Origin of the sequence: Bradyrhizobium sp. PUT101 (genome assembly GCF_052043945.1) — a bacterium.
Taxonomy (GTDB): domain Bacteria; phylum Pseudomonadota; class Alphaproteobacteria; order Rhizobiales; family Xanthobacteraceae; genus Bradyrhizobium.
The window spans coordinates 2,307,239-2,325,144 of record NZ_CP197207.1 but is presented as its reverse complement, the minus strand read 5'-3'; the positions used below and the strand labels follow the sequence as shown (position 1 = coordinate 2,325,144).

17 protein-coding genes and 1 pseudogene are annotated in these 17,906 nt (G+C 64.2%); 10 read left to right on the top strand and 8 right to left on the bottom strand.

Going from position 1 to position 17,906, the window contains the following annotated elements; genetic code table 11:
* A complete protein-coding gene (locus ACSHT2_RS11325) occupies positions 1-729 on the bottom strand; it encodes a CBS domain-containing protein (RefSeq protein ID WP_319337566.1) in 729 nt (242 codons plus the stop codon).
* A 207-nt stretch (positions 730-936) separates the two neighbouring features.
* Here ACSHT2_RS11325 and ACSHT2_RS11320 point away from each other — a divergent pair, with 207 nt between their 5' ends.
* Entirely contained in the window at positions 937-2,790 is a 1,854-nt protein-coding gene (locus ACSHT2_RS11320; protein ID WP_440641636.1) for a PHA/PHB synthase family protein, read from the top strand.
* On the opposite strand, the gene ACSHT2_RS11315 is transcribed toward ACSHT2_RS11320, so the two are convergent.
* From ACSHT2_RS11315 to ACSHT2_RS11305, 3 genes are read right to left on the bottom strand one after another with little or no spacing between them, the layout of a single operon-like run.
* Entirely contained in the window at positions 2,787-3,761 is a 975-nt protein-coding gene (locus tag ACSHT2_RS11315) for a CHAD domain-containing protein (RefSeq protein ID WP_440641635.1), read from the bottom strand. The two genes, ACSHT2_RS11320 and ACSHT2_RS11315, sit on opposite strands and share 4 nt — an antisense overlap.
* A gap of 11 nt (positions 3,762-3,772) precedes the next feature.
* Positions 3,773-5,323 carry an AAA family ATPase gene (locus ACSHT2_RS11310; RefSeq protein WP_440641634.1) on the bottom strand — a complete coding sequence of 517 codons (1,551 nt, stop codon included), beginning with the start codon at positions 5,321-5,323 and terminating at the stop codon, positions 3,773-3,775.
* An 11-nt stretch (positions 5,324-5,334) separates the two neighbouring features.
* Positions 5,335-6,318 (bottom strand): zinc-dependent alcohol dehydrogenase family protein, encoded by a 984-nt coding sequence (locus ACSHT2_RS11305; RefSeq protein ID WP_440641633.1) that lies wholly within the window; start codon positions 6,316-6,318, stop codon positions 5,335-5,337.
* Positions 6,319-6,495: 177 nt separating this feature from the next.
* Here ACSHT2_RS11305 and ACSHT2_RS11300 point away from each other — a divergent pair, with 177 nt between their 5' ends.
* Together ACSHT2_RS11300 and ACSHT2_RS11295 are read left to right on the top strand one after the other, a co-directional pair.
* The gene (locus ACSHT2_RS11300; RefSeq protein ID WP_440641632.1) at positions 6,496-7,329 is read left to right on the top strand and encodes a universal stress protein; all 834 of its coding nucleotides are present in this window, start codon (positions 6,496-6,498) and stop codon (positions 7,327-7,329) included.
* Between the two features lie 63 nt (positions 7,330-7,392).
* A complete protein-coding gene (locus ACSHT2_RS11295; protein ID WP_440641631.1) occupies positions 7,393-10,086 on the top strand; it encodes a bifunctional acetate--CoA ligase family protein/GNAT family N-acetyltransferase in 2,694 nt (897 codons plus the stop codon).
* A 58-nt stretch (positions 10,087-10,144) separates the two neighbouring features.
* Here the strand turns inward: ACSHT2_RS11295 and ACSHT2_RS11290 are convergent, their stop codons facing one another.
* Both ACSHT2_RS11290 and ACSHT2_RS11285 read right to left on the bottom strand, forming a co-directional pair.
* The gene (locus ACSHT2_RS11290) at positions 10,145-10,633 is read right to left on the bottom strand and encodes a phage holin family protein (RefSeq protein ID WP_440641630.1); all 489 of its coding nucleotides are present in this window, start codon (positions 10,631-10,633) and stop codon (positions 10,145-10,147) included.
* Positions 10,634-10,909: a hypothetical protein gene (locus ACSHT2_RS11285; protein ID WP_440641629.1), complete on the bottom strand. Its 276-nt coding sequence runs from the start codon at positions 10,907-10,909 to the stop codon at positions 10,634-10,636.
* Positions 10,910-11,084: 175 nt separating this feature from the next.
* On the opposite strand from ACSHT2_RS11285, the gene ACSHT2_RS11280 reads away from it, so the two are divergent.
* The 3 genes from ACSHT2_RS11280 to ACSHT2_RS11270 are packed head-to-tail and all read left to right on the top strand — an operon-like array spanning position 11,085 to position 14,098.
* Positions 11,085-12,221: an ABC transporter permease gene (locus ACSHT2_RS11280; RefSeq protein WP_440641628.1), complete on the top strand. Its 1,137-nt coding sequence runs from the start codon at positions 11,085-11,087 to the stop codon at positions 12,219-12,221.
* Positions 12,222-12,223: 2 nt separating this feature from the next.
* Positions 12,224-12,991, top strand: a complete 768-nt coding sequence (locus ACSHT2_RS11275) for an ABC transporter ATP-binding protein (protein WP_199752408.1) — start codon at positions 12,224-12,226, stop codon at positions 12,989-12,991.
* A 3-nt stretch (positions 12,992-12,994) separates the two neighbouring features.
* Positions 12,995-14,098 (top strand): ABC-type transport auxiliary lipoprotein family protein, encoded by a 1,104-nt coding sequence (locus ACSHT2_RS11270; RefSeq protein ID WP_440641627.1) that lies wholly within the window; start codon positions 12,995-12,997, stop codon positions 14,096-14,098.
* Between the two features lie 6 nt (positions 14,099-14,104).
* On the opposite strand, the gene ACSHT2_RS11265 is transcribed toward ACSHT2_RS11270, so the two are convergent.
* Positions 14,105-14,422, bottom strand: a complete 318-nt coding sequence (locus tag ACSHT2_RS11265; protein ID WP_440641626.1) for a c-type cytochrome — start codon at positions 14,420-14,422, stop codon at positions 14,105-14,107.
* A 150-nt stretch (positions 14,423-14,572) separates the two neighbouring features.
* Between ACSHT2_RS11265 and ACSHT2_RS11260 the strand changes: the two genes are divergently transcribed.
* The 3 genes from ACSHT2_RS11260 to ACSHT2_RS11250 all read left to right on the top strand — a co-directional run bounded on the left by ACSHT2_RS11260 (position 14,573) and on the right by ACSHT2_RS11250 (position 16,517).
* On the top strand, positions 14,573-15,286 hold the full coding sequence (locus ACSHT2_RS11260; protein ID WP_319337540.1) for a helix-turn-helix domain-containing protein: 714 nt from the start codon (positions 14,573-14,575) through the stop codon (positions 15,284-15,286).
* A 92-nt stretch (positions 15,287-15,378) separates the two neighbouring features.
* A complete protein-coding gene (locus ACSHT2_RS11255) occupies positions 15,379-15,507 on the top strand; it encodes a hypothetical protein (RefSeq protein ID WP_271533768.1) in 129 nt (42 codons plus the stop codon).
* 281 nt (positions 15,508-15,788) lie between these two features.
* A complete protein-coding gene (locus tag ACSHT2_RS11250) occupies positions 15,789-16,517 on the top strand; it encodes a Crp/Fnr family transcriptional regulator (RefSeq protein WP_440641625.1) in 729 nt (242 codons plus the stop codon).
* Between the two features lie 10 nt (positions 16,518-16,527).
* On the opposite strand, the gene ACSHT2_RS11245 is transcribed toward ACSHT2_RS11250, so the two are convergent.
* Positions 16,528-17,304, bottom strand: a complete 777-nt coding sequence (locus ACSHT2_RS11245) for a cyclase family protein (RefSeq protein WP_440641624.1) — start codon at positions 17,302-17,304, stop codon at positions 16,528-16,530.
* Between the two features lie 118 nt (positions 17,305-17,422).
* Between ACSHT2_RS11245 and ACSHT2_RS11240 the strand changes: the two are divergent.
* Positions 17,423-17,902: pseudogene (locus tag ACSHT2_RS11240) on the top strand (TRAP transporter large permease subunit); the annotation flags it as partial.
* Between the last annotated feature and the right edge of the window lie 4 nt (positions 17,903-17,906).

Sequence of the window (17,906 nt, the reverse complement as noted above, 5' to 3'; positions counted from 1 at the left end):
TTAGCTCGCCTTGGCGAGCTCGTCGTCCTCGGGCGAGTTCAGATAGACGCCGGACATGGTGTCGACCCAGCACAGGTGGTCGTGCACCTTCTTCACGCCCTCGACGTTCTCCGCGGCGACGATCGCGGCCTGCCGTGCCCGCTCTTCGGTGATGACGCCGCTGAGATGAACGATACCGTTGCGCACGATCACGTTCAGCCCGAATGGGCACCAGTCGTTCTTCTCCATGGTATCGATGATGCGGCTGCGAATGTGGTCGTCATCCGCGGTGGGATCCGGCACTTCGCGGGCGAGCCCCGCCACCGCCTGCAGCAGATTGGCGCGGGATACGATCCCGACGACCTTGTCACCGCGCACGACCGGCAGCCGCTTGATGTTGTTCCGCTCCATGAGAGCGACGATCTCCGCGAGCGCCGTATCCTCCGTGATCGTCACGGGCGAGTCGGTCATCACTTCCGAGACCTTGCGGCCGTGCTCGTGGACGAAGTCGCTGGCGGATTTGCCGGGACCAAGGATGAACCGCAGCCAACGCCCGCGCTTGCGCCCGGTGCCGATTTCGCTGCGGCGGATGAAGTCTCCTTCCGACACGACACCGAGCAGCTTGCCGGTCTCGTCGACCACCGTGAGTCCGCTGACATGCCGCTTCAGCATGATATTTGCCGCTTCGACGATGCTGGTGTCGGGGGTTACCGAGATGACCGACCGGGTCATGATCTGGTGGGCGCGCATGGATAGCTCCGCTGGCTTGTTGAATTTCGATGCGCGAAAACTAACTCGGGTATCGAGGTGCGGTTTGACTCAAGTCAATCGGGCGAACATCGATCGAGCCCGATTGAGCAATTGTGATCCGGACCGGATTTGATGCAGCTCAACACGTCGTCGAGGCCGAGCCGTATCCTGCTGCCGACGTTGAACTGAAGCCCGCAGGATTTGACCATGAGCGTCGTGCAGATATTTCCACGGGCAGAAGAGCCGTCGGTTCAGGTTCTCCCCGCCCACCCCGTTGCCGGTCCGGAAGCCTCGACGGCGAGCCCCGAAAGGCGCGAACACATGCCGGTCGCCGCCGGTGCTCTGCCTGGATCGGAGCAATATCCTTTTGACCGCGCTTTTCACGCGATGCTGGCGCGGTTCACGGGCGGGATTTCGCCGCTTGCCTTGTCGCTCGCCTGGCTCGATTGGAGCTCGCATCTGGCCGCGGCGCCGCAGCGCCAGCTGGAGATTTCCCGCAACATCGTTCGCGACACCGGCCGGCTCGCGGAAGCCGCTGTGCACGCGACGTCACCGGGGCAAAAGCCGTGGTCCGTGATCCAGCCGCAGGAACGCGATCGCCGCTTCAGGGGGCCGCAATGGGAGCTCGCGCCGTTCAACCTGCTGGCGCAGGCGTTTCTGCTCGGAGAGCGCTGGTGGCGCGATGCTGCGACGGGCGTACGCGGCGTATCGCACGCAAATGAAGCCATCGTCGAGTTCTCGATGCGACAGATGCTCGACATGCTGGCGCCGTCGAACTTCGCTGCGACCAATCCGAAGGTGCTGGAGAAGGCGTTCCAGAGCGGCGGGGAGAATTTCGTCTTCGGCTGGCAGAACTGGTGCAGCGACTTGATGCGCCTGCTTTCCAACTCGAAATTGACGGACGACGGGCAGTTCGTGGTCGGCAAGACGGTGGCGGTTTCACCCGGCAAGGTCGTCTACCGCAACGAGCTGATCGAGCTGATTCAGTACTATCCGACCACCGCGCAAGTGCGGCCCGAGCCGATTCTGATCGTGCCGGCCTGGATCATGAAGTACTACATCCTCGATCTGTCGCCGCATAACTCGCTGGTCAAATTTCTGACCGGTCAAGGCTTCACCGTGTTCGCGATCTCCTGGCGCAACCCGGATGCGAGGGATCGGGATCTCGCCTTTGATGATTATCGCAGGCTGGGCGTCATGGCGGCCCTGGACGTGATCGGCCTGATCATGCCGGGTCGGAAGACCCATGCGCTCGGCTATTGTCTGGGAGGCACATTGCTGTCCATCGCCGCCGCCGCGATGGAGCGGGACGGTGATAGCCGCTTCGGCACCGTTACTCTCCTGGCAGCCCAGACCGACTTCACCGAGGCCGGGGAGCTGACGCTCTTCATCAACGAGAGCCAGGTGGCCTTTCTCGAAGACATGATGTGGCAGCGCGGCTATCTCGACACGACGCAGATGGCCGGCGCCTTCCAGTTGCTGCGCTCCAACGAACTGATCTGGTCGCGGCTGTCACATGACTATCTGATGGGCGAGAGCGTACCGCCGAGCGACCTGATGGCCTGGAACGCCGACGCCACGCGGCTGCCTTATCGCATGCATTCGGAGTATCTGCGCAAGCTGTTCCTCGACAACGATCTGGCGGGAGGGCGCTATCTCGTCGGAGGCAGGAGCATTTCGCTCTCCGATATCCACGCGCCGATGTTCGTGGTCGGCACGCTCGCCGATCACGTGGCGCCATGGCGATCCGTCTACAAGGTCCATTATCAGGTCGATGCCGACGTGACGTTCCTGTTGACCAGCGGCGGTCACAATGCCGGTGTCGTTGCGCCTCCACAGGAGCCCGGCCACAGCTATCAGGTGCTGACCAAGGCTGCTGATGCGCCCTATGTCGGTGCGGATGAATGGCTGAAGTTGGCTCCGCGAGTTGAAGGATCGTGGTGGCCGGAATGGGCCAGATGGCTGGCCGCGCGCTCCGGCGCACCCTGCGATCCGCCGCAGATCGGGCTTGGAGACGTCCCCGGCCTCCCGGATGCGCCGGGAGACTACGTCCACACCTAAACCTCCGGCTCGGAGCTCGGCGCGAGGTCCGAGGAGCGGAAGGGCTTGGCCTTGTCCAGCTTCCGATACGCCTCCGAGGCCGTTCGCAGCAGCTTCTTTTCCCGCTGGCGATCATGGAAGCGACTACTGACATCGAGGCCGGCGCCGTTCAACGACGCTGCCAGCGCTTGTCCTCGTGCATCGTCGTTCAATTGGCCGAGCGACCGCTGCGCCCTGCGCAATTGCTTGAGAATGGACTTCTGTTTCGTCAGCGTTTCCTCGGCGAACAGGTCCTGGAGCGACTCGATCGAATAGGTCAGCCGCTTGTTGAGAAGCCGCAGCTTGTGGCGTTTCTCGGCGTCGAGCTTGCGGAGCTTTCGTGCTCTCTTGAGCAGCCTCGTCCCCCACTCGGTCAGCCGCTCCGTCGCGTGGTTGGCGAGCGTGCAGCGGCGCAATCGAATGGCTTCCTTGCTGCGCCGGGTCGACCAGGGTCCGCTTTCGATCCATGTCGAGGTCAGCTCGACCAGGCGGCGGTACCGTGCCGATTGCAGCGCACGCGCCAGCAGCCGGTGGCTCTCGGCGCGTTTCTCGTCCCAGTGCTGAAGCTCGGCGACCACGGCGAGCTCGTCGCCACTCTCGGCGACGACCCGCTCGATCGCGACGTCGAGGTCCCGCACCATGCCGAGCTGACTGTTCAGCCATTTCAGTTCGGCCCAGACGTTCGGCCGCAGGGCATCGTCGACCATCGGCGAGAAGAAGCGGACGGCAGTACGCAGATGCGTCAATGCGATCCGGATCTGGTGCAGGGCTTCGGGATCGCCGCGGCACGTGCCGTCGTGCTGAGCGATCACGGCATCGAGGTGACGACGGGCGATGATCCGGAAGGCCGTGTCGCAGGCCATGCCGGGGCTGAGGCGCCCGGGCAGGGCATTGCGCCGCGTTGCCGGCTTTGCATGCGTGGTCGCCCTGGAGCTTGTGGTGGGTCGCGACATCCTTGCCCGCGTCAATCAGATTGCCTTGTTTGTTCCTCAGCGATCGCGTTCCGGCAGTTCTGGAGCGTCTGCTCTTCTGTCCCGGATGCATCGATGGTCGCCCAGCCGACATGGCCGATATTATAGTGCTCTTGCAGCGCGGCAACCTCTTGCGTGGCGTCCGACGCGTCTCCCCTGCGGCTTCCGATCCGCGCCTGCCGGGTCGCGAGGTCTGCGACCAGGAATAGACCGTTCAGCGACACGTTGCGCTCGCGCGCCAGCGCGGCGATCGCGTCGCGTTCGTCCTCGCGGGCGAATACGCCGTCGATGATCGCCGAATGGCCTTGCGCCAGCACCCGCCGGGCGTGCTGAGCCAGCGTGTTATAAACGCGGGCCGTGACCTCCGGCGTATAGGCGGATGGCGGCAGGCGGTGCGCGTCCTCGACCGCGAACATCTGCTTGCGGACGAGATCGCTGCGCAGCACGACGGCTCCCGGCTGCGGCGCGACGAACGGCGCGAGCGCGTATGCCAGAACGGTCTTTCCGGTGCCGGACAGTCCCCCGACCGCAATCAGACGCGGAGCAGGAGGACGGATCAGCATCCCGGCGAGGTCAAAATAGCGCTGTGCCTGGTCGAGAATGCCGGAACCATCGGAATGCGGCCGCTTTAGCCGCGCCAGGGCCACCTGGGCGCGGATCGCCGCACGCATGGACATGAACAGCGGCAGGGTCGAGAGCGCGTCGAGATTGTCGGCCGGCGTCGTGGCGAGATAGCGGTTCAGGACGATATTGGCCGCGCGTGGTTGATCGTACTGCAACAGGTCCATGAGGGTGAACGCGAGATCGTAGAGTACGTCGACCGTTGCCATCTGCGCATCGAACTCGATGGCGTCGAACAGCACAGGCCGATCATCGATCAGAACGATGTTTGCAAGATGCAGATCGCCATGACAGCGGCGCACGAAGCCCTGGCTGCCGCGCTCTGCAAGCAGGGGCCGAATACGTAGAAATGCCTCGTGCGAGGCCTTGCCGAGCTTTTCGATGTCTTCCGCGTTGAAATGTCCGCCGGCCAGAAGACCGTCACTGTTGCCTTCGATCAGGGCCGGGATGGATGAGACCCAGGCTTTTCCATCGGCGCGTGTCGCCGCCGCGTGCGACGCCACGATTGCGTCAGCGGTAGCCGAGGCGAGCTTCGCCTCCAGCGGGCCGGCCTTTGCCAGATGATCCAGCGTCCTGTTTTCGTCGAAGCGCGACATGTCGACCGCATACTCGATCGGCCGGCCGGCGCCGTCGACCTTGAGAGATCCATCCGGCTCTTCCGTGATCGCCACGACGCCGTGATAGATCTGCGGCGCCAGCGGCCGGTTGATCCTGATCTCCTCCTCGCAGGCCGCCTTGCGCTTCTCGAGTGTCGAATAATCGAGGAACGGAAACCGGACGGCGCGCTTGATCTTCAGCGCGCGCTTTGCGTCCAGGAACACCGAGGCTCCATGCGTGTCGATCCGCGTCACGCCGGGATGGCTGGTCAGCATCTGGAAGATGCGCTCCTGGGCCGCTGTTTCATCATTGATCGAAGCGGGCATCCGAAGCACCATCACGGCGTCAGCACGGCTGCGCCGAGGATCTGGCCATTCCGCAGCATGGCCAGAACCTCGTTGGCCTGATCGAGCGGAAACGCCGTCGTCTCGGTGCGCACGCCGGCTTGCGGGGCGACCTTTAGAAAATCGAGGCCATCCTGCCGGGTCAGATTGGCGACCGAGACCAACTGCCGTTCCTGCCAGAGCAAGTCATACGGAAAGCTTGGAATGTCGGTCATGTGGATGCCGGCGCACACGACGCGACCGCCTTTGCGGACGGCGCGCAACGCGGCCGGGACAAGCTCGCCGGCTGGTGCGTAGATGATGGCGGCATCGAGCGGCTCGTCGGGCACTTCGTCCGATGACCCCGCCCAGACCGCGCCGAGACGGCGTGCAAGGTCTTGTGCAGCGGCGTCGCCGCGCCGCGTGAATGCATGGACGGATCGTCCCTGCCAAACCGCGACCTGCGCAATGATGTGGCCGGCCGCGCCAAAGCCGTAGAGGCCGAGCCGGTCGGCGGGGCCGGCCAGGACCAGCGAGCGCCAGCCGATCAGCCCTGCGCACAGCAGAGGCGCAATCTCCACGTCGCTGCCGGCCTCACCGAGCGGAAAAGCGTAGCGTGCATCGGCGATGGTGTGGGTTGCGTAGCCGCCGTCGCGCGTGTAGCCGGTGAACAGCGGTGCGTCACACAGGTTTTCCATGCCCTGCTGGCAGAAGCGACACTTTCCGCAGGTAAAGCCTAGCCAGGGAATGCCGACCCGGTCACCAGGCGCATGTGTTGCCACATTCGGGCCCACGAGGTCGACCCGGCCGACGATCTCGTGGCCAGGCACGATCGGATAGCGAATATCGGGCAGCTCGGCATCGACGAGATGAAGATCGGTCCGGCATACGCCGCAGGCGCTGATCTTCACCCGGAGCTGACCCTCGCCCGGAATCGGGTCAGGCCGCTCCTCCATCTGGAGCCGCGCTCGTGGGGCCGGCAACACCATCGCACGCATGAGTCTCTCCGGGGCGAACCGCTCCGATTGAACTATTCATAGAATGACCAGGCGGCCAGTCCTTGACGTCGGTCAACGCTTGTTTCCCCCGGGTGATCGGACCGAGCTTCCCTGTCTTGACGAGGATCAACCGTCTCGACGAGAGCCGGCCTATTGTAGCGACTGAGGAGAATTCGAATGGCCATTAATGACGTCTTTCTGCCCCTCGTCGGCCAGCCGCGCGGACCGACCCTGGTCGCGATAGAGAAATGTGTGGCCGTTGCCGCCGATCTCGGCGCCAGGATCACCGCGCTCGCGCTCGAGGAAGAAGTCTTCGAGCGGCCGGAGGTGATGCTGCCTTACGATCGCGATTCCGGGGACGCCAGCCCCGAGGCCGGCGACATGCAGCAGCTCCTGAATGCCTTCACCAATGCAGCTTCCCGCGCCAACATTCGCGCCCAGAGTCGATCGGGCAAGGTGCCTGCTGATCAGATCGGGGCAATCCTGGCCGAGCATGCCCGCTTCAGCGACCTCACGCTGGTTCCCGTGAAGCCGCACGACAGCCGAACAGAAGGCGTTGTCGAAGCCTTCTTGTTCGGATCGGGCCGGCCGCTTCTGCTCTGTCCCGAACATCTCGCGGACGAACTTCGGCCTGAATTCGAGAACGTCATGATTGCCTGGGATCACTCTGCTCGCGCCGCGCGTGCGGTCGGCGACGCGTTGCCCATTCTTAGGGCTGCCACCTCGGTTCACGTGGTGACCGTGGCGGAGGATAAGACTGAGGCGGTCGTGCAATCCGGAACGGCTCTCGTCGATCATTTGAGGGAACATGGGGTCTATGCCTCGTTCGAAACGACGAAGGGCGGCGGCAGCTCGATCGGCAAGGTACTGGGAAGCTGGGCCAATTCCCATGGAATCGATGCGATCGTCATGGGCTCCTATCATCATTCGCGCCTGAACGAGATCATTTGGGGCGGTGTGACAAAGACCGTCATTGGCCAGCCACCCTGCTGGGTTATGATCTCACACTAGGCTCCTTCTTTCGGCTTGATCGTCAACCATCGGAACCGCCGCTGACCCGGCGCATTTTCTTTCATGTCAATCTATCGTCTGAACAACCTGCTGTCGCCGCGCTCGGTCGCGCTCGTCGGGGCGAGCGCCCGTCCGGCGTCCGTGGGACGCGCCGTCCTGGAGAATATTCGCAAGGCCGGATTCAAGGGGCAGTTTGGCCTCGTCAATCCGCGCCATGCCGAGATCGGCGGCTTCGCGGCGGTGAAGAGCCTGGACAGGCTGGACTTCGTGCCGGAGCTCGTGGTCATCACCGCCCCCGCGGGCGAGATTCCGGGCATTGTCGATCAGGCCGGGCGTCACGGATCTGCGGGCGCGCTGATCGTCTCGGCCGGGCTCGGCCAGGGACCGGGATCGCTGCACGAGGCGACGAGCACTGCTGCCCGAAAACACGGCATGCGGCTGATCGGGCCGAACTGCCTCGGCATCATGATGCCCGGCGTCAGCCTGAATGCCAGTTTCGCCGCGCATATGCCGGGGGCGGGTAACCTCGCGCTGATCTCGCAATCGGGCGCAATTGCCGCCGGCATGGTGGATTGGGCCGCGCCGCGCGGCGTCGGCTTCTCTGGCATCGTCTCGATCGGCGATCAGATCGACGTCGATATTGGCGATCTGCTCGACTATTTCGCGATGGATCACAGGACCCGTGCGATCCTGCTCTACATCGAGGCCATCAAGGACGCGCGCAAGTTCATGTCGGCGGCGCGCGCCGCCGCGCGCGTGAAGCCCGTCGTCGTGGTGAAGTCAGGCCGCATGGCGCAGGGCGCCAAGGCGGCGGCCACCCACACCGGTGCGCTCGCCGGCGCCGACGCTGTCTACGACGCAGCGTTCCGCCGCGCGGGTGTCCTGCGGGTCTCCGATCTGCGTGAGCTGTTCGATTGTGCCGAGACACTCGGCCGTGTCGAGTCGCCGGCGGGAAAGCGTCTCGCCATCCTGACGAACGGTGGCGGCATCGGCGTCCTTGCTATCGATCGATTGGTCGACCTCGGAGGAATTCCGGCAACCATCTCGGCCGAGGCGCGCAAGAAGCTCGATGCAGCGCTGCCGCCGACCTGGTCCGGTGCAAATCCCGTTGACATCGTCGGCGATGCCGATGCCTCGCGCTACGCGGTGGCGCTGGAGGAACTGCTGGCCGATCGTGACAACGACGCAGTCCTGGTCCTCAACGTGCAAACGGCGATTGCCTCGGCCGCCGAGATCGCCACGACCGTGACGGAGCTCGTCAGAAAATACCGCGAGCAGCACCGCAGCTGGGCGAAGCCCGTATTGGCGGCCTGGGTTGGAGCCGATCAACACATCATTCAGACACTCTCCAGCGCCGGTGTGCCGAACTATCCGACCGAGGACGACGCCGTGCGCGGCTTCATGCATCTGGTCCGGCACCGCGAAGTGGTGGAGGAGCTGAGTCAGGTTCCTCCCGCGATGCCTGATACTTTCGTTCCGGACGCCCGGGGAGCGAGGCAGATCGTCACCGCCGCGATCGCGGACGGCCGTGAATGGCTCGAGCCTGTCGAGATCAAGCACCTGCTCGAAGCCTACGACATCGCGATGGTGCCGACCTATGCGGCGACCGATGTCGAGCAGGCGGTGGCCTATGCGAACGACATCTTCGCACAGGGCGATACCGTCGTGCTGAAGATCATGTCACGGGACATCATCCACAAATCCGACGTCGGCGGCGTCGTTCTTAACCTGACCACGCCTGAAGCAGTCCGAGGGGCAGCCACAGGCATTATCGCGCGTGCGAAAAAGCTGCGTCCGGAGGCGCGCATCGGCGGCGTCATCGTCCAGGCGATGGTCGTCAAGGCAAAAGCGCGCGAGCTGATCCTGGGCCTCGCCGACGATCCGACCTTCGGCACGGTCGTCGTTTTCGGCCGGGGCGGGACGGCGGTGGAGATCATCAACGACAAGGCGCTTGCGCTGCCGCCGCTGGATCTGCAGCTGGCCCGCGACCTGATCGAGCGCACGCGCGTCTCGCGGCTGCTCCGCGCTTACCGGGACGTGCCGGCAGTGAAGCCGGACGCCGTCGCCATGGTGCTGGTCAAGCTGGCGCAGATGGCGGCCGACATTCCCGAGATCCACGAATTCGACATCAACCCGCTGCTCGCGGATGAAACCGGCGTGACCGCGGTCGATGCCCGCGTCGCCGTCGGGCCACCGCAGCGGAAGTTTGCCGGTTCCGGCGCGGCCAATTTCGCCGTTCGCGCCTATCCGTCGCAATGGGAGCGCCGCCTCAAGCTCAAGGACGATTGGCGCATCTTCGCGCGGCCCATGCGGCCCGAGGACGAGCCGACCATCCACGAATTCCTGCGCCACGTCACGGCGCATGACCTTCGTCTGCGGTTCTTCGCACCGATGAAGGAATTCACCCACGAGTTCATCGCACGCCTGACGCAGCTCGACTATGCGCGCGCGATGGCCTTCATCGCATACGACGAGTCCACCGGCGAAATGGTCGGCGCGGTCCGGCTCCATTCGGACTCGATCTACGAGAGCGGCGAATACGCGATCATGCTGCGGTCCGATCTCAAGGGCAGGGGACTTGGCTGGGCCCTCATGCAGCTGATCATCGACTACGCGCGGTCGGAAGGATTGAAGACCATATCGGGCGACGTGCTCCAGGAGAACACCGTGATGCTCGATATGTGCCGGCAGCTCGGCTTCGAGGTCAAGCCGGATCCGGCCGAACCTGATATTTGCCATGTCAAGTTGAAGCTCTGAGCGGGCGCTGGAGCATGATCCGGACCCAGAGGGCTGCGTCAGCGCAAGGTGTGGGACTTCAAGAGCGCGCCTCAGCCGATTTCGCATCGGCGGACGTCTTGGCCGTCGCCCGCAAGTTCTTGATGATGATCGCGATCAGCGGCAGCAGCACCGGAACGATCGTGCTGAGCGGATGATGCACCGCGCCTGACACCTGGGCCTGGAGCGCGCGCGCCTCGAGCTGGAGGGCTTCGATCGAGGCGCCGTGAATTTCGTTGGCAAGCTCGATGTCACGTCCTGAAGGAGCGCGGCCGGCGATCACGAAGAGAACGGCCGCGATGACAAAATTGACGGCGCCGAGGATGGCAGCCGCGGCAATGGCGCTCCAGATCTGCACCAACGCGAAATAGGCAGACAACTCCAGCATCAGAAGCCCGAACGCCGCGATCAGCGCCGCGAAGGCGCGCAGGCCGAGACCGATCAGCAGATGGCGCAGCCTGATGTCCGCGATGATTCTGTCGGTGCGCCACAGCACGCGCAGATGTTTGACGACATTCTCGGTATTCACCTAGTGTCTCCTCAACATGAAGCCGACAACCACGCCCAGCGCGAAGGCGGAGGCGAGCGATGTGATCGGACGCTCCGCAACGAGGCCCTGGAGCTGCTCCTGCTCTTGTTCGACGGTCTCGCCGAGCTCGGTGAGCGCGGCCCTGATCTGATCGGCGAGCGCCTCGGCGCGGTCTTTCGAGCTCTCGAACATCTCCTCGCCGGCGACGCTGAGCAGGCGTGTGACGTCAACCTTCAGTGCCCGCAATTCTTCGCCCATCCTGTCAGTGTCGAACATGGATCTGGTATCCTCGTTAAATTGAGGTGAGTCTAAGACCCGGCCGTGCGATCGCGCTTGATTTGCGTCAAGAGGCAGGGCGTGTTCGGGTCTTGAGACAGGTCAAACCGGCCGCCACATGCTGGCCTAGAAATGCCGGCTGAATGGGGACCGATTGTCCCGATGAGGTGGAAGCGTGAACCACGAACCGCTGTTGCTCGCGACGCCGTCCGGCGACGAGCTGAAATTGCGCCCTGAAGGGCCTTGGACTGCCGCCAATGTGGTGATGCTCGAAACCTTGTCCCGGTCGGTCGGAGCCGACGTCGATCGGTCGCGGGCTGTCACCCTGGACATGTCGGGCGTCAGTGCGCTCGACACGCTCGGCGCCTGGGTCCTGGAAAAGTTGTCGCGCAGGGCCACATCATCCGGCCGATCGGCCGAGTTCGTCGGCGTCGCCGATCATTTCAGCGGGCTGTTGGACGAGGTGCGCCAGGTCAACCGCCACACACCGGCCCCGGCGGCTGCGCCCAACCCGGTTCTGGCGAGGCTGGGCGATCTCGGCAAGTCCACGGTCGGGGCGCGGGAAGACATCACGATCTTTCTCCAGATGCTCGGCGCATTGTTCATGGCCGTGATCGGCGTGCTGCGCCGGCCGCGTTCGCTGCGGCTGACGTCGCTGGTCTATCAGCTCTACCGCATCGGGTGGCAGGCGATCCCCATCGTCGCGCTGATCACCTTCCTGATCGGCGCCATCATCGCGCAGCAGGGCTTTTTCCACTTCCGCAGATTCGGCGCGGAGTCGTATACCGTCGACATGGTCGGCATCCTGGTGCTGCGCGAGCTTGGCGTGCTGATCGTCGCCATCATGGTCGCGGGACGGTCGGGAAGCGCCTACACCGCCGAGCTCGGCTCGATGAAGATGCGCGAGGAGATCGACGCGCTCTCAACCATGGGGCTCGATCCGGTCGACGTCCTGATCCTGCCGCGCGTCGCGGCCCTGGTCATTGCCCTGCCGATCCTCACCTTCATCGGATCCGTTGCCGCGCTCTATGGCGGCGGCCTCGTTGCCCAGTTCTATGGCGACATGGGGCCGGCGATCTACATCGCGCGGCTGCATGAGGCCATTTCGGTCACCCACTTCGAGGTGGGCATCCTGAAGGCGCCGTTCATGGCGCTGGTGATCGGGATCGTGGCCTGCAGCGAGGGATTGCGCGTCAAGGGCAGCGCGGAGTCACTGGGGCGGCAGACCACGACGTCGGTCGTGAAGTCGATTTTCCTGGTGATCGTGCTCGACGGCCTGTTCGCTGTCTTCTTTGCCTCGATCGGAATGTGACGATGGACGGACCGCAAGACGAGTTCGCGATTCGCGTCCGTGACCTCGTGGTCGGCTTCGGTCGTCAGACCGTGCTCGACCATCTGTCGCTCGACGTTCGCCGGGGCGAGATCCTCGGGCTTGTGGGGGCGTCCGGCGGCGGCAAGTCGGTGTTGATGCGGACCATCATCGGCCTCATCCCGCGCCGCGGCGGAACCATCGAGGTCATGGGGCAATCCGCGGGCGGCGACGGTCGAGGCGCAGCGATGGCATGGGGCATCCTGTTCCAGCAGGGCGCGCTGTTCTCGTCGCTGACGGTGCGCCAGAACGTCCAGTTTCCGCTCCGTGAGAATCTCGTCCTGTCGCAGGAGCTGATGGACGAGATCGCGATCGCCAAGCTCGAAATGGTCGGCCTGCGCGCCGAGGACGCCGACAAATATCCGGCGGAGCTGTCCGGCGGCATGACCAAGCGCGTGGCGCTGGCGCGCGCGCTCGCGCTCGATCCGCCGATCCTGTTCCTGGACGAGCCGACCTCAGGCCTCGATCCGATCGCCGCCGGCGAATTCGACGTGCTGATCAAGACGCTACAAAGGACGCTGGAGCTCACCGTGTTCATGGTGACCCATGACCTCGCGAGCCTGACCACGGTCTGCGACCGCGTCGCCGCGCTCGCCGACGGCAAGATCGTGGCGATCGGCCCGATGCGCCAATTGCTGCAATCCGAGCATCCCTGGGTGCGCGCCTATTTCCACGGCAAGCGCTCGCAGATGCTGCAACACGAGATGAGATGAGAGATGGAAACCCGCGCTCCCTACGTGCTGATCGGCAGTTTCGTGCTGGCCGCGATCCTCGCGGTGTTCGGCTTCGTCTATTGGCTGAACAACACCGGCGGCATCGGGCCGCGCACGAACTACCACGTGCAATTCCAGGGGCCGGTGCCCGGCCTCCTGGTCGGTGCCGGCGTGCTGTTCAACGGCATTCGCGTCGGTGAGGTGACCCAGCTCGGGCTCGCGCCGGACAACCCGCGCTTCGTCAATGCGACGATCTCGGTTGCCACTGCGACCCCGGTCCGTTCCGACACCAAGGTCGGCCTCGAATTCCAGGGCCTCACCGGCGTGCCGGTGGTGACGTTGGAGGGCGGCGTGATCGTCGCCAAATCCGGCGAGCCCCTGACCTTGATTGCGGAAGCTGGCGCCGGCCAGAGCATGACGCAGGCGGCGCGCGACGCGCTGCGGCGGGTCGACACGGTGCTTCAGGACAATTCCGGCCCCCTGAAGGACACCATTGCGAATTTCAAGACCTTCTCCGACGGGCTCGCGCGCAACACCGGCAAGATCGACGGCATTCTGGCGGGCCTCGAGAAGATGACCGGCGGCGGCACGCCCGCGCAGAAGGTCACCTACGACCTGCGCACGCCGCAGAACCTCGGCCCGGCCGGCAAGACGCTGGCCGCTTCACTGGCGATTCCCGAGCCGACAGCGGTCGCAATGCTGCAGACCCAGCGGATGCTGTTCGCGCCCGCCGGGGACAGGCCGGGCTTTGGGGATTTCCTCTGGGCTGACAGCATTCCGAAACTGGTGCAGGCGCGCCTGATCGATAGCTTCGAGAACTACGACATCGCCCACGCCCCGCTACGCACGACGGACCTCGGGCAGGCGGATTACCAGCTTCTGATCGATATCCGGCGCTTCCGGATCGCCACGGAGGGTGAGACTCGGGCCGAGATCGGACTGTCGGCGCGGATCGTCGACAAGAACGGCAAGGTGATCGCCTCGCGCCTCATTGAGACCAGCGAAAAGCTCGACAAGGTCGAGCCGGCCGCGGCCGTCGCCGCCTTCGATGCGGCCTTCGCGCGCATCGTAAAGGAGCTGATCGGTTGGACCGTGCAAGCTGTGTGAGGCCGACTATTCCAGCGTCTTGAGGTAGGACAGGAGATCGTGGATCTGGTCCGGATTGAGCTCGAAGACCGGCATTTCGGCATGACCGGCGTAGATACCCTCGGCCAGCGCCTCGCCAAGGCTGTCGATCGGATAGCGGCGATGCAGGGTGCGCAGCGGAGGCGCGATCTCGACCGGACTTTTGGAGACGCGGTCGATGGCGTGACAGCGCGCGCAATTGGCCCGAGCAAAGGCCTTGCCGCGCTGTTCGGCCGTGGGGGCCGCCAGCGCAGGCGTAGCCAGAAGCAGCCCGATCAGGCCGTGACGCAGAGCGCTTTGCAGCATGGAAGGTGATCCCGTCGAACCGTGGAGGCAGAATAAGACGGGGATGCCACTCAAATTTGATCTGAGTCAATCAGCTTTGGCGCGATGCAGTAAAATGCAACAGCGCGGTGGACTCGGCCTGGTGTGGGCAGCCCGCGCGAGGAGCGGTGGATGAAGCCTTCCGTGGTCACGATTGAGCCGAACGGACATTTTTGCGACGATTGCGCCGTGCGCGGAGCTGCGGTTTGTTCGTCGCTGGATACGGCCGAACTCAGGGAATTCGAGCATCTCGGCCGCCGCGTCCATTTTAGCTCGGGCGAGACCGTGTTTTCCGAGGAGGATATCACGACCTCGTTCTACAACGTTCTCGAAGGCGTCATGCGGCTGTACAAGCTGCTGCCCGACGGCCGGCGGCAGATCGTCGGTTTTGCCTTGCCCGGTGACTTCCTGGGGATGAATCTATCCGGCCGGCACAACTTCTCGGCCGATGCCATCGGCGCGGTGACCGTGTGCCAATTCGCAAAAGCGCCCTTCACCCGTTTCATCGAGGATCGGCCGCAGCTGCTCAGGCGAATCAATGAGCTGGCGATTCGCGAGTTGAGCCAGGCTCGCGACCATATGGTCCTGCTCGGCCGGCGCTCGGCCGACGAGAAGGTCGCGACCTTTCTGCTCGGCTGGCGTGAGCGGCTGGTCGCGCTCAAGGGGCTCTCCGACACGGTGCCGCTTCCGATGAGCCGTCAGGACATCGCCGATTATCTCGGCCTGACCATCGAAACGGTCAGTCGCACCTTCACCAAGCTGGAGCGTCAGGGCGTGATCGAGATCATTCACGGCGGCATCAGCCTGCTCGATCCGGCTCGCGTCGAGGCCATGGCTGCAGCCTGACCTCCTGTCCACGACGCCCTCGGGCATTTGATCCCGATCAATGACGCCGGCCGGGCGCGGCAAGATCATGCCGCAAATAATCCGGGAGGAGCATGATGCCCGCTGACGCGTTGCTGGTGACCATCGTCGTCGTCGCGATCTTCGTCGCATTCGCCGCAGTTCTGGCTTGGGCAGACCGGCAAACCAGCGCGGGCCGGCTCGATCCTGATTCCAAGCGCTGAAGCGCCTCAGGTCTTCGTCCGCTTTCTCGCGAGCCGACCGCCGACCGCCGACTCCTGCTCGGCCGGCGCTGGCCCTCTGCGGTAGCTCGACGCAGCTTGCGCTGCCTGCAACTCTGCATGGATCGATGCACATCCGCGCATCCTTTGGATGTAAATTTTCGGCTGTACCCGGCCTTTTCGTGGCATTTACCTCAAATCGCGCGCGTGCTTTCCGGTTGAAAAGCCTGATAACGTTGACTACGCAGGAACCCAGTGCCTCGCAGTCTTAGGAGCCCCGCGGCGTGCCTCAGGACAAGACCGGCGATGCCCGACAGTCGGTGGGCAACAAATTATCGGTTCTGCGCAAGCACCCGATCTTCGCGGATCTGGAGCCGGACGCGCTCGATCAGCTCTGCCGCTACGCCAAGCACACCACCGTCAAGCGCGGCGCAACGATCGCCGCCAAGGGCGATCCCGGCAACAGCCTGTTCGCGGTGGTCGCGGGGACAGTGAAGATCTCGTCCTCGTCGCCCGACGGACGGAACGCCATCCTCAATCTGATCGGTCCGGGCGAAATCTTCGGCGAGATCGCGGTGCTCGACGGCGCTCCCAGGTCGGCGGATGCGACCGCCAACACCAATTGCGAGCTCTACGTCATCGATCGCCGGGACTTCCTGCCCTTCGTCAAGAGCCAGCCGGCGCTGGCGATGAAATTCATCGAGCTGCTGTGCGCGCGTCTGCGATGGACCAGTCAGCAGGTCGAGCAGGTGATCCTCCAGAATCTGCCGGGCCGGCTCGCGAGTGCGCTGCTCGGTCTCACCGAAGAGCGCAAGCTCGATTCCGGTAGCGGCACGCTCGCCATCACGCAGCAGGAAATCAGCGAGATGGTGGGGATGACGCGCGAGAGCATTAACAAGCAATTGCGCGCCTGGGCCGGACGTAACTGGGTTCGCCTCGAGCACGGCGCCATCGTGGTGCTGGATACGAACGCGCTGCGCGAGCTCGCCGAGAGCGGCCTCCACGGCGAGTGACGCCCCTCAGCTAATTGTCGATGATGGCGACCGCGCGGGTCCAGCCCGCAGACGCGCGCTCGATCTTCACCGGAAAGCACGAGATCGTGAAGCCGGTCGATGGCAGCTGGTCGAGATTGTGCAGCTTCTCGAGATGGCAATAGCCGATGTGCCGTCCCGCCTTGTGGCCCTCCCAGATCAAGCCGGCATCTTTTGTTTCGGCGTATTTTTTCGCGGTGTAGACGAACGGCGCGTCCCAGCTCCAGCCGTCGGTGCCGGTCAGCCGCACGCCGCGTTCGAGCAGGTACATGGTGGCTTCATAGCCCATGCCGCAGCCGGAATTGACGTACTCGGTCTTGCCGAATTTTGCGCCGGCGCTGGTGTTGACGACGACGATCTCCAGCGGCGACAGCGTATGCCCGATGCGCTTCAGCTCCGTCTCGACGTCGGCCGCACTTGCCACATAGCCGTCGGGCAGATGCCGGAAGTCGAGCTTCACGCCGGGCTGCAAGCACCAATCGAGCGGTACCTCGTCGATCGTCCATGACGGCTCGCCGCGGTTCATGGTCGGATGGAAGTGCCAGGGCGCATCGAGATGCGTCCCGTTGTGGGTCGACAGCGAGACCTGCTCGACGGCCCAACCCTGACCATCAGGCAGATCCTGCGCCTTGAGGCCATCGAAGAACTGCAGCATGCGCGGCAGCCCCTGCTGGTGATCGATATACTGGATCGTCGGGTGATTGCCCGGCGGATCGGCGGTCACGTCGTTTGTGAGCGGCACCGAGATATCGATCAGCTTCCGCGGCATGGGCATTCCTCGAGATGGTCCGGAGTTTCCGGCATCTTGAGGGGCTTCCATTGGTTGGGTCAAGTCACGTGCCGGCGACGTCAACCCGGTCCGTCTTCTCCATGAATTGCGCCAGATCGCGGTTAAAACGACGGGCGCGGTGCTGCTGCTGATCGGCGTCTCCACCATGTTCCAGTATCTGATGGGACTTTACGAGGTTGCCGACCTCGCCGGCGAAATGATGAGCAAGGTCTCCACGCAACCCTGGATGATCTTCCTGCTCATCAACGTCATTCTGTTCGTGCTCGGCACGTTCATGGACATGGCGGCGACCATCCTGATCTGCACCCCGATCTTCCTGCCGATCGCGATGAAGGCGGGCATGGACCCGGTGCAGTTCGGCATGCTGATGCTGATCAACTGCGCCCTCGGGCTCAACACGCCTCCGGTTGGGACCACGCAATTCGTCGGCTGCGCCATCGGCGGCATCTCGGTCGGTGCCGTGATGCGCACCATCCTGCCATTCTATGCCGCGCTGATCGCAGCACTGATGTTCGTGACCTATGTCCCTGCATTCTCGCTGTGGCTGCCGCGCCTCTTGATGGGCTACAAGGGCTAGCAGT

What these genes read in the sequence shown, in the direction of transcription:
- ACSHT2_RS11300 (WP_440641632.1), top strand. Translation starts at nt 6,496, where the DNA reads ATGGCCATTAATGACGTCTTTCTGCCCCTCGTCGGCCAGCCGCGCGGA.
- ACSHT2_RS11255 (WP_271533768.1), top strand. Translation starts at nt 15,379, where the DNA reads ATGATGCCCGCTGACGCGTTGCTGGTGACCATCGTCGTCGTCGCGATC.
- ACSHT2_RS11325 (WP_319337566.1), bottom strand. Translation starts at nt 729, where the DNA reads ATGCGCGCCCACCAGATCATGACCCGGTCGGTCATCTCGGTAACCCCC.
- ACSHT2_RS11320 (WP_440641636.1), top strand. Translation starts at nt 937, where the DNA reads ATGAGCGTCGTGCAGATATTTCCACGGGCAGAAGAGCCGTCGGTTCAG.
- ACSHT2_RS11245 (WP_440641624.1), bottom strand. Translation starts at nt 17,304, where the DNA reads ATGCCGCGGAAGCTGATCGATATCTCGGTGCCGCTCACAAACGACGTG.
- ACSHT2_RS11315 (WP_440641635.1), bottom strand. Translation starts at nt 3,761, where the DNA reads ATGTCGCGACCCACCACAAGCTCCAGGGCGACCACGCATGCAAAGCCG.
- ACSHT2_RS11265 (WP_440641626.1), bottom strand. Translation starts at nt 14,422, where the DNA reads ATGCTGCAAAGCGCTCTGCGTCACGGCCTGATCGGGCTGCTTCTGGCT.
- ACSHT2_RS11305 (WP_440641633.1), bottom strand. Translation starts at nt 6,318, where the DNA reads ATGCGTGCGATGGTGTTGCCGGCCCCACGAGCGCGGCTCCAGATGGAG.
- ACSHT2_RS11270 (WP_440641627.1), top strand. Translation starts at nt 12,995, where the DNA reads ATGGAAACCCGCGCTCCCTACGTGCTGATCGGCAGTTTCGTGCTGGCC.
- ACSHT2_RS11285 (WP_440641629.1), bottom strand. Translation starts at nt 10,909, where the DNA reads ATGTTCGACACTGACAGGATGGGCGAAGAATTGCGGGCACTGAAGGTT.
- ACSHT2_RS11310 (WP_440641634.1), bottom strand. Translation starts at nt 5,323, where the DNA reads ATGCCCGCTTCGATCAATGATGAAACAGCGGCCCAGGAGCGCATCTTC.
- ACSHT2_RS11260 (WP_319337540.1), top strand. Translation starts at nt 14,573, where the DNA reads ATGAAGCCTTCCGTGGTCACGATTGAGCCGAACGGACATTTTTGCGAC.
- ACSHT2_RS11295 (WP_440641631.1), top strand. Translation starts at nt 7,393, where the DNA reads ATGTCAATCTATCGTCTGAACAACCTGCTGTCGCCGCGCTCGGTCGCG.
- ACSHT2_RS11275 (WP_199752408.1), top strand. Translation starts at nt 12,224, where the DNA reads ATGGACGGACCGCAAGACGAGTTCGCGATTCGCGTCCGTGACCTCGTG.